A 14,616-nucleotide genomic window follows, 5' to 3' on the forward strand; every position below is an offset into this window, starting at 1 on the left:
TGGAATTCAATTGCGGGTTCAGACCTGACGTAGACCTGATTCTAATCCGCAATCCCCCCTAATTCTCGAACCAATCAACTTTCAATTCGAGCATTCACGCATTGGTCTTCACGCAACACGCGGTTAGGGGCCACTCAAACTTCATTGACCGCTGATCGAGCGGGTGCCGGCGCCACAATCTCTTCTTTGGAGTTAAAATTTTCGTAACGAACGCGATGCTCATCCACGCCGAGTTCTTGAAGACATGCATGGATATTCTTCATGAAAGATCCAGGCCCGCAGAATTAGAAATTCGCATCCGCAAATGGTGTCCAATTTCGCGACAACTGAGTATTAATCAATCCTACGCCGTCGCACTTGCCCTCCTCGACATCGCCCTCCAATGGTGAGTCGTAAAGCAGTTGAGCGTGTAGGTTCGATTCATTCACATCGAGGTCGCGGATTTCATCGGAGAACAATTGACATTTGCTGTTGCGAACCGATACAACGTCACATCGCAATTCGCTTGCACAATCGACTTGGCCATTGATAACAAAGAGGGACGCCTTTCAAGGTCAAAGTGTCGTCAATCAATCAGTTTCCGGTGGTGTTCGATTCGCTCAATTCACCGGCTAATTTCTGCGAATTCCTTGGAGACGAAAGCTGCGCAAACACTTTGTCAGCCAACACCCATTTTTGGCGGCCGAGCGTTAGCCACAGTGACCACGTACAATCGGTGCGAGAGAGACACTACAGCGCAGCGTTGTCCGCGTCGGAAACGGACGTCCAAATGGTGATTCATCGAATCATGATAGAAGCTGAGTCCACGCTCCAGGCATTGAGGAATCGATGATGAAGATAACCGGTACAATGCTCGCAATTGCGATTTGCACGGCGACTTTCCTGTGCACGAGGGCTGACGCCCCCGTAACCCCCTCACTGACAACAACGAGTCGAGTTCCCCCCGCGACCACTGTTGCCGAAGCACGTGCACGAGCGATGCTATTGCACGAATCCATTCACGGAACGCTGCAGGTCGTCCATCGAGACTTCTTCGATGAAGACAACACCCACGCGATTCCCTCCGCGTCGCTCGAGGACGTGTTCGACGAATTCAGCGAGAACTATGACGTCACGCTGAAGTGGTTAATCGTCGAAACAGACATCATCAACGTGGATCATCAACCGATCGATGATTTCGAACGACTCGCCGCCAAAGCGCTCAAGGAAGGCAAACCGAATTACGAATCCGTTGACGCATCACGCTACCGATTCGCCGCTCCGATTCGGCTGGCGTCACAATGCCTGAAGTGTCACGTCAAACATCGAACCGACACCAACGCTCGAACAGCCGGTTTGACGATCTCCATGCCGCTCGAGTGAATCGTCGTACCGGGACGCATGTAGCAATCGAAAGACATCACGCCACCCCGATGTTCGAAAACCACTGCCACCGAACAAAACGATTCACGAGCGACACAACTTCTCCGCCTATTTCTTAGCTTCGTGAACCGCCTTCAAGACCTCCGAAGGTTCGGCCCGCTTTTTGTAGTCGGCATCCAGAAACGCGTACGTGATGATTCCAGAGGTGTCGATCACGTAAGTCGCCGACAATGGCAACTCCATCCGATCGTTTCCGCTGTAGTCGCCGAGTTGGATGCGATCGCGATATGCGGGAACGATTGATTCCGGCAGCTGAAATAGAAGCCCGTATTTCTTTGCCAGTTCACTGTCGCGGTCATGCAGTGCCACCATGCTCAGGTCGTTGGACTCGGCGGTCTCTTTCGCCTTCTCAGGCAATTCAGGCGTGAGCACAACCAATCGTGCGCCCGCACCTTCGATCGCCGCCAACTTTTGCTGCATCGCACGGAGTTGAATATTGCAGTACGGGCACCAACCGCCGCGATACCACATCAATACGACAGGTCCTTCCTTCCACAACTCGCTGAGCTTCACATTCGATCCGTCCCATCCGCTTAACTCGGCATCGATGGCTTTGTCGCCGACCTGTTTTGCCTGCTCTTCCACGCCGGTGGCTTTGACAGTCGCAACCGCGTCCTGGAATATTTTGAGTGTTTCAACCGGATAACGTTTGACCGCTTCGGCGGCCATCTTCTGGAGCTTCGGGGCGAGCGCATCACCGCCCCCCTCTTGTGCATGAGCAGCGAGAGGCATCGACAGTGCAGCGATTAGCATCGAGAGCGAAAATTTTTTCAGCATTTTAAGTCTTGTACGTTATTGGGGGGTGAAATTCGAACCATGAAGTGTAAGTCGGACGAAATGTTCAAGGAAAGCAAGTAAGAGACCTCTAAGACATCGCGTCAAAAGGTCAGTTACGAAGCCAAACTCTATTTGAGAACGAAAACGGAGATCGAAATGTCTGCAGTCAAAGTAAACGACCAAACCTTCCAAACCGAAGTGCTTGATTCGTCAAAACCCGTGTTGGTCGATTTTTGGGCACCGTGGTGTGGCCCCTGTCGCATGATGGGCCCGCTCGTTGACGAACTCGCCGAGGAACTGGGCAGTGACGCGGTCGTCGTTAAAGTAAATGTTGACGAAGCCTCTGAGACCGCCACTCGTTATGGAGTTCAGTCGATTCCAACGTTTGCAGTGATCAAAGAAGGCGAAGTCGTTCAACGATTCAGCGGCGTGCTACCGAAAGAAACCCTTCGAAATGCGTTGGTCGCCTAATTCGCGTGCGGCCGAGTGGCGTCGCGTTTCATGACACGCTGGGTGCGTTCGAGTGCCCCAGCGTGCTTCTTCGCTTACCATTGTGACGAGCAGGTTGAAAAAGACGGTTCCCAAAATTGGTTCGTCCTGGCGGATCCAAACCGCCTTTGGCGATTACATTCACCCCTCCGGTCGATTGTGACCAAGGGCCCTTCCCCCACCTCAAAAAGTCCGATCCATGCGAGCCATTCCGTTTTGCATCGTTTGCTTCTGCGCCGGGTGCTGGGGTGTCGTGCTGCCGTCTCCTCAATCATTTGCCCAAACGGAGTTTACTGAACCGACGGATGAAACGGACGGCAAACCGGCCAACAATGCGAGCCCATCCGGAATTGCGGTAGTCGAACTGTTTACCTCTCAGGGGTGCAGCAGTTGTCCGTCAGCGGATCGCGTTTTACAGCAAATCGCTTCCGTTGCCAGTAAAGGGAAACCGCGGGTTTACGCACTTTCCTTTCATGTCGACTACTGGAACCGTCTGGGATGGGAAGATCCTTACAGCAGCCCAGTTTCGACGCGGCGTCAAAAACAATATGCCGTCTCGATGCGAAGCAACCGCATCTACACACCTCAAATGATTGTCAACGGAACGGAACAGTTCCTTGGTTCCGATCGCGCACATGCACATCGAGCGGTTGTCGGTGCGCTCGCCGAAAAGCCAACTTCATACGTCACGTTAGAGGTCGCGAGCCAAGCGAACGATCGCAATCTCCAGGTGAAGTATCAAATAACCGGGCAGTACGACGGATGCCTACTTCAGGTCGCCGCGATCCAAACGCCCGCAGCGAATGCGATCCCGCGTGGAGAAAATGCGGGCCGAACGTTAACGCACGTCAATGTCGTGCGTGCTTTCGAATCGATACCGGCAACGGCGTCTACCGGCACTGTGGAACTGAGTTTGCCCGATGACGTCGAACCATCGACCACACGCGTGATCGCGTATGTGCAGAATCCGAAGACGCTTGCGATCACGGGCGCCAACACGACGAACTGATTTGCAATCCGGCCGCAGCGTACAAGACCTCTATTCCTCTTCGGCTTGCAACGCCTTCAATCCTTCAATCAGAACGTCAAACTCATTCTTGCAGCACGGACACTGCTCGAGATGCCGTTGAATGGCTTCAAAAGCCTCCGGCACTTCGCTTCCGGCGAGCTCCAACTCCGCAAACTCAGCGAGATGCGAGTAACACCCGTCGCAATCCGTCGCATCAGGTTCCGTCGAACCGATCAATCCCAGCAGTGTGGAAATTTGTTTTTTAGAAAGCGACATGTCAGTTCCCTCAGGCAAAAATTGCGTTGAAATCGTCGGCCATCAATCCGGACCGTTCCAGACCTGACTTCAAGCGAACTCGGGCGTCATGAATCAGTTTGTATACCGCATTACGGTTGCTGCCGGTCCGACTCGCGATCTCTTCGACAGGCAGCCCGCTTAAGAGAGCTTGTATCGCCTCACGTTGCTTTACCGACAATTCACTCTCGATCAATTGATGCAGGGTGCTGAGCACTTTCGCGCGATCGATTTGTTCTTCGTCCCGCATCGACGGGCCCGCAGCAATCTCAAACGAAAGATTCTCTCCCGACGTGATCGAATCGAGCGACACGTCTTGATAATGTTTGCGACGCATCTCACTGATCGCCACCCTGGTCGCGATCGTCATCGCCCAAGTCGTGAAGCGACTTCGCCCCGCAAAGGTGTCGAGCGAGTCAAGAATTTTCAACATGGCTTCCTGAACAACATCATCCGGCTGCACAGCGTTTCCGTACCGGTTCGACATCGATTTGCTGAGACCGCGAACTAACAACCGTGTCAGTTCCTCAATCGCGTCCTCGCGTTCCGCCCCGTTGCTGGACAGACGCCTGACCCAGTCGTCTGAAGAGTTTTGATCGGTGGTCATGTGGTTGGCTCCGTTGGTTCGCTCTGGCTTCACTATCGCATACTCAGACACAGATGCGAAGGCAAGGACATCCACATGTGAACGGTTCCGAGAAAAGATGAAAGTTCAAGTAAGACAACTCCGCGACGTGTCGTCAGACAATTGAGGCAAGCAATCAACGCTCTCAAACCGATTCTCAAACCAATGCTAAATGGAGAAATGACATGTCCCGCATTCAACCCGTGAACGCAGCGACCGCGCAAAACCAAACCGCCGAGATCCTCAATGGCGTGAAAAAGAAGCTCGGGAAGGTTCCAAACCTCATCGCCACGATGGCTAACTCGCCCGCAGTCGCTAATGCGTATCTGTCATTCAGCGGAACACTGGCGGGTGGAAATTTGCCAGCCAATATTCGTGAACGAATCTCGCTGACAACGGGACAAGCCAACCAATGCGACTACTGCCTCGCGGCGCATACCCTGCTGAGCAAAGGCGCGGGCCTCTCGGAAGAAGACATCATCGACGCCCGCAATGGAACCGCGAGCGATGAACGAACTGCCGCGGCGGTCGTCTTTGCGAAAAAGATCGTCGACAATCGCGGCAAAGTCTCCGATGAGGATCTCGCCGCCGTTCGCAATGCCGGCTATTCCGAAGGCGACATCGCCGAGATTGTTGCTAATGTCGCGCTCAATCTCTTTACCAACTATTTCAATCACGTCGCGGATACGGAAATTGACTTCCCGGCGGCACCAGCGCTCGCTCATGCCTAGTGCATCACGCAATTGAAACTTTAGGAAGTTTGCGACCGGAGGGCTCGTGTCATGCCTTCAAAACGCCTGGCGAAATAGCATGAGCTCTCCTGTTTCATTCCAAGTCTCAATTGGGACAATGCAGCCGCGAGTCAAAAAACGGATGCGTGGTTGCATCTTGTTGATACAACTGCAACACGCGACGGGGGTCGATTGATTTGTACCGTCGGGTTTTACCCAATCGCAACGGCAGCATTACATTCACGGAAGGCCTTCCCAACATGAGAAGCCCGCAATGACTCTTACTAAAGCACAAACCGCGAATCTGGTTTCGTTAATCAGAACGACCGAGCAAGATGACTTGAACTGCGACGGTTGCTTTGATCAGGTCGCGATCTTTGCGGAAAACACAATCACAGGGCGAGACGTCGAAGACGCTTTCGCTGCAGTTGCGACACATCTGCGTCAATGCGAATGCTGCCGTGATGAGTTCAACGCACTGTTGTCGGGGATTCGTGAATTACAGGCGGCGACAGAGACTCGTGATGATCAAAGAGTTTGAAAGGCTGCGTTTCACCTTCGACCAGAACATAATCCGCACCACTCAAAACACGGCCGTAGTCTTGCCGCCTTCCTGACGGCCAATCGATGGTCAGGTCGCTGATTGCGACGGCGTCGCCGACTCCGAATGACACACGGCGTTGGTTCGAACACATGAACCCGTCGCCCGCGGCCACCTGAGCGTAGTGAGACTGGTCGTCCGATTTCGCGTGTATGACGGCGCCCACGGCGTCGCGTTGGCTGTCCTTCGCAATCAAAACCAACCCGATTGATTCACCAGGTGCGTTTCCGGCGTCAGCTCCTTGCGATTCGTTTAACAACAACGCAACAGGTTCGCGCAGTTGGGTGATCAGCACGTCATTCAATCCGTCACGGTTCGCGTCCAACGTCGCAACCACCCGGCCCAAATGGTCTTTAGTGAAGTAGTCACCGAGCGATAATCGATCCAACTCTTCCCATCGCAAATCACTGCCGATGCGAAACAGTTGAGCTGGCATCATGTAGGGAACGTTCTCGCGTCCCAGGTCACTGACGTGACCGTTGGTAATGATCAATTCCAAATTTCCGTCGTTGTCGTAATCGGCAAACTGGGTTCCAAACCCGAGCAACTTCATCGAAGGCTCGGCCAGTTCAGACTGATGGGAATGATCGGCCCATATCCCGGCGCTGATTTGCTCGTAGTAAGTGTTGTAGTCGTCGTAAAAATGGGTAACGAACAAATCCAAATCGCCATCGTGATCGGGATCACCTTGGGCGATCCCCATCGACGCCTGAGAGAAGGATCGTCCGCTCAATGCGACACCTCGTGCGGTTCCGATCTCATTCATTACGAAGGAAGGCACTTTCTGCACGTCATCCGCGTTTGCGAGTGATGGCGACCAGAGATGATTGGATGACATATCGTTCGCCACGAACACATCGATGCCGGGTTTCTCGTCGAGGTTTGCCACCACAACACCGAGACCGCGTCCCGCGTCGGTTGGTGACAACCAGCTTTTTGTCATCTCTCGAAACGTGCCGTCACCAACCCCCTGCCAGACCTGGTCCGGCTCAGCTTCAAAATCCAACGGCGTGCAGCTGGTGGGCAACCCCGTCACGCGGCTGTGACATCGTTCCTCGAACGGCCTTTGACCACCGCAATAATTGACATCGAATAAATCGGCGTGCCCATCGCTATCGAAATCCGCGATCGCCATCGATACCGTCCACGCCATACCGCTGAGCCCGGCTTGATCGGTAACGTCCTCGAACGTTCCGTCACCTTTGTTTTGAAATAATCGATTGCGACCGATATTTGCGACGCAGAGGTCCGGAAAACCGTCGTTGTTATAGTCACATGAGGAGATGCCTTGCGAAAAGCCGCAATCTCGTAACCCGACCGCTTGGGTAACGTCGACAAAAACGCCACGCTGATTGCGAAACAAAACATCTGAATCGGAATCTTCTTTCATCGGCGAACCATTGAGTTCCGCCAACACGACGTCCGGCCATCCGTCGAGATCAAAATCGGTGATCGCCCCACCTCCTCCGTTGCCTTGATAGATCGAGAACCCCAGCTGCAACTGAGCCGGATCGAACGCAATCGTGTGAATTAACCCCGATTCTTCTGCGACATTGCGAAAGCGAATGCGTCCACGCTGCGTCGTAGCGAGAGAGCGTGAATCGAGGTTGGATTCAACCCAATCGATCGGAGGCAGATCGGCTAAATCTTGACGAAGTGAATCGAGCAGCCCGGACGTCTGCCATGGCGTCTCGTTCGTTAATCGTTTTCGAATCGCGAGGTAACGCGTCTTCGCATTCGGCAATCGGTCGTCCGGCAACTTCAACGCCATCCGTGCCCACGCTTCGGCTTCCCAAACCCGGCCCAATTCCGTCATGGCGTCGGCGACATCCAATGCCGACTGCTGCGAGCGAGTCAACCGCTCGTAAAGTGTTTTTGTGGCATCATGCAATCGCGTGAGCAGTCGTTTTCGATCGTCAACCTTCTCGGCGTCGTCATTTCGGTTGATCTGACGCAGCGAACGACTCAGCCGCGTCAGCGTTTCGGCGTTGTTTGCTTCCTCCCGCTTGGCGGCTTCGTAGTAGGCTCGAACGGCAATCGCGTGTTCTCCATGCCGTTCTGCCCATCCTCCCGCCGCTAACCAATATTGCGCCGTTGCCTCAACCCCTTCTGGTGCAGCACGCTGCCACTGGAGGATTTCCTCGCGGTCACCGATTTCCGCCAACCCACGACCATAGAGCGCGTAGGCGGGTAGGAAATGCGGATGCCGCTCAACGACCGGTTCGAGTCGTCGAACAACCTCTCGCCATCTCTGATGCATCGCATCGATTTTTGCCAAACCGTAGTGTGGTCGCAGATCGTTCGGATTCAGACGCAGTAGTTTGCGACACATTTCTGCATCCGGCTCCACCTGCGTCGGTTGCGCCAACACAACCAACCCCTCATCGTCTCCACGATTATGCTGGGCCAGCCATTTGAGCTGTTCAATGGCAATGTCTTCGAGTCCCAACATCGACGCCAGACCGGTCAAGGCAAATCGGTCTTCAATCGCAGACGGATAATGCGTGACGAGACGTTCGTAAACAGACACCGTTTCAAACGCTTGGCCGGACACCATGGTCAGTTTTGCAAGATCAACGTAAACGGAATTCGAAACCCGAGGATTGATCTCGATTGCCGATTGCAGGAACTCGATCGCGATCCCTATTTCGTTTTTGCGTTGGGCGATGCGAGCCAACCGTTGTTGCAGATCAGTCTCGTCGGGATGAGTGACCAGATGTTGGCGCATCAGTTGCTTGGCCTTGCTCCACTCATCGCGTGTGGCGGCCTCGACAGCTAATTGAAGTCGGTCGGTTTGCGTTGGTTTCTCGCTCTTAGCAACCGAGTTCTCGACAACCGCAGATTCGTCATCGTGCCGCAGTGTTGCTGGATCCGGACGGCATCCCGCCGACGCGAGAAAAAAAACAGCCATCAGAACGAACCCAACGCGCATGCCCGAAGGCAAGCAGGATGTTGGCGGACACGGCAATGTGAAGCAATACATAAAAAGAATGAGAAGTACGAGGCTCGCACGCGAGCAGTTGTTTTGCGACGACGCAGGTAATGAATCCGGAACACCGCGAGTTTAACCGATCCGGAATAAAGAGACGGTGAACAACCAAACGTAGAAAATTGAATCGCACGACTGTCTTGACTGCGTTCTCATCTCCATGAGCGTTTGTACCCATCTCGCAAGTTTAACGAGCGGATCGTTTTCAAAATGCACCATCGCAAAAAATCGATCCACGGCAATTCAATTCCACTGCATCTCAGTCATATTCAGTGGCGCCATACTGCCCGCGATCTCAAACACACCAATTACACCGGTAGCACCACGTTGGGTGAGCAGCGGACGACCGTGATGAACAAATGCACCTGGGTTATTTGCGGCAAGGTCGTCGCGGTAGGCGAATCTCTACCTTGCTTAGAAAAGGTACATGCATCTTGATAAGAGGCATTCGCTTGTATTCTTCATGTCAATCACGCAACACGCCCCCCCCCATCAAGCCGACGGGATTCCCCCGCCTTCCCTGAAACAGTCAAAGCACTCTAAGTCTTGATATATTCTCAACTTAGGATAATTTGACGCCGCAGCAATTCTCTTCAGAAGTGAACAACACGCCTCTAGAACCCGCCAAACCCTGCTTGCGCGAAAACATATATTTTTTACGTGTTCTCGAATTAGATTCCTGGTCATTACAGTGGAAAATAACGCCAGTGGAAGCGAATTCCGTAGCGTCACCGTCAGTACCTTGATTGAGCAATTCTCCGAAGAAGGTCGTGGCACTACGAAGGCGGCAATCACTTCTACAACTTTTAATCCCCATCTGTCTTCCGTAGAGGAATCATGCTGTGAGAAACGTTACGAAAAGGCGAAGTGGCTTCACTCTCGTCGAACTATTAGTAGTGATCGCGATTATTGGTGTTCTTGTTGGGTTACTACTACCCGCTGTCCAAGCTGCCCGCGAGGCGGCTCGCCGGATGAGTTGCAGCAACAACTTTAAACAACTCGGTCTCGGCCTGCACAACTACCACTCGGCGTACAACAAGCTGCCGATGAACTACGGTGGCACGTGGGCATCCCCCGGCGGAAACGACGACACGTCCAACCGCGGTCGCCTGAGCTTCCTCGTGGGAACGCTTCCGTTCATCGAGCAACAAGCGTTGTGGGAACAAATCTCCAACCCGTTGCAGATCCCTGGTGGCACGCTCTATCCACCTATGGGCCCCGTGCAGTTCCGCAGTGAATACACCCCATGGATCACGCAAGTCCCAGGATTCCGTTGCCCTAGTGACCCGACGGTCCCCTCGTCCGGACTGCCTGCCTACACGAACTACGCTGCGTCGCACGGCGACTGCTTCTGGGAACAGACTGAAATCGGAATCCATGAAGACGGACGCCGCGAGCCTGACGCCAACTGGGGCGAGGCGAACGCGAAGAAGTACGCCCGCGGTGCTTTCAAAGCACGGCACTTCACGCAATTCCGTGACTTCCTGGACGGCCTTTCCGGCTCGATGCTGTGCGGCGAAATCGTCGTTGACTCGGGCGAGAAAGAAATCGTTGCAACGGCCATCAAAGCTGAAGACGGTGTCGCCAACAATCCACCCGGAGCATGGGCAACGATGGCGGGAGTCAACGGAACACGCGTCGACCCACTACGCCCACGTTTTTACAACCAACGACACGGCGAGTTCGACCCTGATGACCGTGGCCGCGGTCGCCAATGGGCCAACGGTCGTGAGTTCTTCACCCGGTTCCACAGCATTCGCCCGCCGAACAGCTACAACGTGATGCGTTGGTGGGACAACAACGGCATGTGGGGTGCATCTAGCCGCCACCAAGGCGGTTGTCACGTCCTGATGGGCGACGGTGCCGTCAAGTTTGTAACCGACTCGGTAGATACCGGCGACCAGAACGCACTGCCGCTGATGCAAGGCAACCGCGGACTAGGCGAAGAAAGCCCCTATGGAATCTGGGGTGCCGCCGGAACCATCGCCAGCAAAGAAACCACTTCGCTGGACGACTGATTGCGACGCGGTTATTGACCGCAAAACGGGTTGGCAGTCGTCGCCATGGCCTCGCCTGCCAACCCTGATATAGAAAGCTCCTCATTCACAACGGAAGCTTCAACATCCGCACGCGTCAATCGAACAGACTTCGAGTCCGATGGACGCGTGCCGATGCACGAGTGCCGCGTCACTCCGGCGATGGCATGACTCTCTTAAACTCGACCTAATGCCGGTGCGCCTACGCGCAACTTTCAACCATCCCCCTTTAACGACATGTGCTTAAGATGAAGAAAACAATACTTGTTTTAATGACTGTGCTTTGCGTGCTTCCTACGATGCAGGGATGCGGAGGGCCTGAAGAGACAGTGATCATACAGCCGACTGCATCAGACCCCGCGAAAAAGGCGGCCGAAAGTGAACGACACAAACCGAGCAACTACCAACGATAAATCGACCTCGTTGACCGCTCGCCTGCCCTTCCCGCTGACCACAGCGGGAATGGTCCTTCTCCTAGCCTTGAGCCATCAACTCGGCTGCAGCCCCAAGGCAGATCCCACACAGAACCTCCCGACTGCACCGGAGAATCCGCAGTCGATCGGCCACGTGAATGCGACGACAAGCACGGCAGAGGCTCCACGTGATACCAAGACGCAGCCCTTCTCACTGCCAACCGCAGGTGCGAGCGTCCCTGCCCCACCGCGAATATTCAATCGCAAAAAAGAGCTGGATACCGCCCAGCTAGCAATTCAAAAAAAGCAATGGAACCTAGCCCGATCAGCGCTCTTAAGAATGCTGTCCGCTGACCATGCGGACTCCGACGCGATCCTCCTCATGGCCAATGTTGCGGCAGAGTCCGGAGATACAGACCAAGCGATCGAACTGCTCGACGAGATCCCCAAAACGCAACCCGGCATTGCCGTTCACGCACTCGGACGTGCCGCGGAACTTTGCGTCGCAGCAGAACGCTACGACGACGCAGTCGAACGCTATCTTTCACTGATCGAATTGGTGCCCACATCGGCCTTGGCTCATCGCCGAATCGCTGCGTTGCTCAACGGACTCGGCCGACGCCATGAAGCCTCCCGTCACATCCGGCTTCTGTGCAAACTAGGCAACGTTCATCAGGAAGAACTGCATTCACTCATGGTGCTCAGCGACACCTGCACCGAGAAACCTCTCGGCGCCTGCGGCAAGGCACGCCAAATGTTCTCTGCACAAGAATTCGCAAACGCAGCAGACGAGATCCGCAATAACGGTGTTGTCACCGCTTACCCACCGGCGGTGCAGGCGCTGTACGGTCGTTGCCTCGCCGAGATGCAAGACGACGAACGATTTCAACAATGGTTGAGCCAAATAGATGGCCGCACGAAGAAGTGCGCCGAGACATGGTCCGCAATCGGTGCCTGGCTAGTCAATCATCAACGCTTCGAAGAAGCCATTCGCGCACTCGCCGAAGCAATTCGGCGCGACCCGACAGATGTCCGCTCCTATCGTCGTATGCACCAATCACTCGTCGCACTCGATCGCGAACAGAACGCGAAAACGTGGGAACAACGCCAAGCCAAACTGCGCGAGGTGACTCTGGCTAGCAACGAACTCGGCACAACACACCAACACGACCTCACGCGATACAAAACAGTGGTTGACGGACTCAACTCGCTGGGACGCCCACTCGAATCAGTGCTCTGGAAAGCGATCGCATCCCTTCACGACAATCAATCCACCCAGGTATTGTCGCAACTGAATGAAACGCGAGTATCACTGGTGGAGTCGGGCCGGTCGTTCCCGACCGCTGAGCAGCGACTGTGTAGTCTCGACATAGAGAACTACCCCGACATCGACATAGAAAGCATCGCATCGCGATCAGACGCGAATTCGCAGCCCGAAAAGAGCGATTGGCATAAAATTGAAGAGGTCGCCCTCCCTCTATTCGAAAATATCGCGGCGTCCGTGGGACTCACTCACGCATATCAGATTGCGAGCCAACCGCAGGATTCGCATTTCATGATCCATCAAAGCATCGGCGGCGGTGTCGCGGTGATTGACTTCGACCTCGATGGCGACTGCGACTTGTATTTCTCGCAAGGCGCCGCCGACCCGCCAAAATTCACCGCTGAGCTCTCCAACCAACTGCTACGGCAGATTGACGGCGTGCTAATCGACATCACTGATTTGTCTGGGACGACCGAGACTCGCTACTCAGTCGGCGTCACAGCGGGCGACTGGAACCAAGACGGCTTCCCTGACATTGCGGTATCTAACATCGGGACCAACTCGCTGCTCATCAACAACGGTGACGGCACCTTCCAAAGGGAAGCGATTGACGCGAGCGACCGACGAACCCTGCTCAGCACCTCGATCGCAATTGCCGACCTATCCGGCGATGCCCTGCCCGATATTTACCAGGAAAATTACATCGATGATCCCGACATCGCCGCCAAACCGGTTGTTGATGAAAAAGGCGTACTCCAGATCGTCGCTCCGGCCGACTACCAACCCGCGATTGACGAGATTTGCTACAACGAGGGAACAGGCGGGCGACAATGCAAACGTGTCAGCGAAAAGGATACCGATCGACGCACCGGACTCGGTATCGTTGTCTCCAATTTCGATTCACAGCCCGGCAATGAAATCTTCGTCGGCAATGACGTACGCCCCAATCAATTGTGGAAGCGAAACGCGGACGCCCGGTGGCTGGACACCGCACCGACGACCGGCTCCGCCCTCGGTTTCGATGGGTCCCTGACGGCATCGATGGGAATCGCGACAGGAGACTTCGACCGATCAGGCACTCCTGATATCCATGTCACCAATTTTGAGAATGGTCCCGCCAGACTTTACCTCAATCGCGGCGGCTCTTTTCAAGACCGAGCCATGTCGCGAAACTTGTCAAAAGACAGCTACAAAGTGCTAGGGTTTGGCACGCAAGCACTCGACTACAACAACGACGGGCTTGATGACTTGGTCGTAACCAATGGTCATGTCGAAAACATGGACTTGCCGACGTCGCCATTCAAACAACCGTTCCAAGTGTTTGCAAACCTGGGAAGCCACTTTCAAATCCAACCAAACCTCGATACGTCCACTTACCCCGGATCACTGCACGTCGGCCGCGGCCTCGCTCGTTTGGACTTCAACTCCGATGGAAAGCCAGATGTCGTGATCACACACTTGGGCGAGACGTCTGCGTTGCTGATCAACCGGACTGAAACCGACCACCACTGGCTGCAAATTCGGTTGGTGGGTGTGGAAAGCGAACGAGATGCGATCGGAGCCTCGATCACAGTCACCTCCGGAGCTCAATCGTGGACCGGATGGGCACTCGCGGGAGACGGCTACTTATGCCGCAATGAACAGGCTGTCGCGTTCGGACTAGGCGACGCCGAGCAGGAAGCGTCCCAAAAATTGTTGAAAGTTGAAAGATGGTCTCCCGGAGGGCAGAATCTGCCCTTCGCAATTTTCCAATTTTCGTCGGCGGCAACCGACGGGGAGACCATCATGAATGAAGTTAGTCTTTTGCAATCTCTTGGACAAGTTTCAGCGTCAGAAACCGGGGAAGTCTTTCGAGACTTCATCCGTGGCCACGTCCGCGAGATGATCAGTGAAGTGATGGCTGCTGAAGTCACGCAGCTCTGTGGTCCCAAGCACGCACCGCATGAAGGCGATCACTATCGAGCCG

At 54.5% G+C, this 14,616-nt stretch carries 10 protein-coding genes and 2 pseudogenes; 7 read left to right on the plus strand and 5 right to left on the minus strand.

Annotated features, from left to right (window positions below):
* Positions 1-134: 134 nt before the first annotated feature.
* Positions 135-263, minus strand: a complete 129-nt coding sequence (locus FHS27_RS31380) for a hypothetical protein (protein ID WP_261363927.1) — start codon at positions 261-263, stop codon at positions 135-137.
* Positions 264-849: 586 nt separating this feature from the next.
* On the opposite strand from FHS27_RS31380, the gene FHS27_RS12330 reads away from it, so the two are divergent.
* A complete protein-coding gene (locus FHS27_RS12330; RefSeq protein WP_184305268.1) occupies positions 850-1,362 on the plus strand; it encodes a c-type heme family protein in 513 nt (170 codons plus the stop codon).
* 108 nt (positions 1,363-1,470) lie between these two features.
* On the opposite strand, the gene FHS27_RS12335 is transcribed toward FHS27_RS12330, so the two are convergent.
* Positions 1,471-2,199: a peroxiredoxin-like family protein gene (locus FHS27_RS12335; protein ID WP_184305226.1), complete on the minus strand. Its 729-nt coding sequence runs from the start codon at positions 2,197-2,199 to the stop codon at positions 1,471-1,473.
* A gap of 156 nt (positions 2,200-2,355) precedes the next feature.
* Between FHS27_RS12335 and trxA the strand changes: the two genes are divergently transcribed.
* Both trxA and FHS27_RS12345 read left to right on the plus strand, forming a co-directional pair.
* Positions 2,356-2,670: a thioredoxin gene (gene trxA / locus FHS27_RS12340; protein ID WP_184305227.1), complete on the plus strand. Its 315-nt coding sequence runs from the start codon at positions 2,356-2,358 to the stop codon at positions 2,668-2,670.
* 217 nt (positions 2,671-2,887) lie between these two features.
* A complete protein-coding gene (locus FHS27_RS12345) occupies positions 2,888-3,697 on the plus strand; it encodes a DUF1223 domain-containing protein (RefSeq protein ID WP_184305228.1) in 810 nt (269 codons plus the stop codon).
* Between the two features lie 30 nt (positions 3,698-3,727).
* Here the strand turns inward: FHS27_RS12345 and FHS27_RS12350 are convergent, their stop codons facing one another.
* Entirely contained in the window at positions 3,728-3,973 is a 246-nt protein-coding gene (locus FHS27_RS12350) for a hypothetical protein (protein WP_184305229.1), read from the minus strand.
* Between the two features lie 10 nt (positions 3,974-3,983).
* Positions 3,984-4,598: an RNA polymerase sigma factor gene (locus tag FHS27_RS12355; RefSeq protein WP_184305230.1), complete on the minus strand. Its 615-nt coding sequence runs from the start codon at positions 4,596-4,598 to the stop codon at positions 3,984-3,986.
* A gap of 203 nt (positions 4,599-4,801) precedes the next feature.
* On the opposite strand from FHS27_RS12355, the gene FHS27_RS12360 reads away from it, so the two are divergent.
* Positions 4,802-5,347 (plus strand): carboxymuconolactone decarboxylase family protein, encoded by a 546-nt coding sequence (locus FHS27_RS12360; protein ID WP_184305231.1) that lies wholly within the window; start codon positions 4,802-4,804, stop codon positions 5,345-5,347.
* Positions 5,348-5,817: 470 nt separating this feature from the next.
* On the opposite strand, the gene FHS27_RS12365 is transcribed toward FHS27_RS12360, so the two are convergent.
* Positions 5,818-8,859 (minus strand): FG-GAP-like repeat-containing protein, encoded by a 3,042-nt coding sequence (locus tag FHS27_RS12365; protein ID WP_184305232.1) that lies wholly within the window; start codon positions 8,857-8,859, stop codon positions 5,818-5,820.
* 920 nt (positions 8,860-9,779) lie between these two features.
* Between FHS27_RS12365 and FHS27_RS12370 the strand changes: the two genes are divergently transcribed.
* The 3 genes and pseudogenes from FHS27_RS12370 to FHS27_RS31085 form a co-directional block, all read left to right on the plus strand.
* Entirely contained in the window at positions 9,780-10,955 is a 1,176-nt protein-coding gene (locus FHS27_RS12370; RefSeq protein ID WP_184305233.1) for a DUF1559 domain-containing protein, read from the plus strand.
* A 771-nt stretch (positions 10,956-11,726) separates the two neighbouring features.
* Positions 11,727-14,267 (plus strand): annotated as a pseudogene (locus FHS27_RS12375) (FG-GAP-like repeat-containing protein); the annotation flags it as partial.
* A gap of 75 nt (positions 14,268-14,342) precedes the next feature.
* Positions 14,343-14,616: pseudogene (locus FHS27_RS31085) on the plus strand (IS256 family transposase); the annotation flags it as partial.

Origin of the sequence: Aporhodopirellula rubra (assembly GCF_014192335.1) — a bacterium.
Lineage (GTDB): Bacteria > Planctomycetota > Planctomycetia > Pirellulales > Pirellulaceae > Rhodopirellula > Rhodopirellula rubra.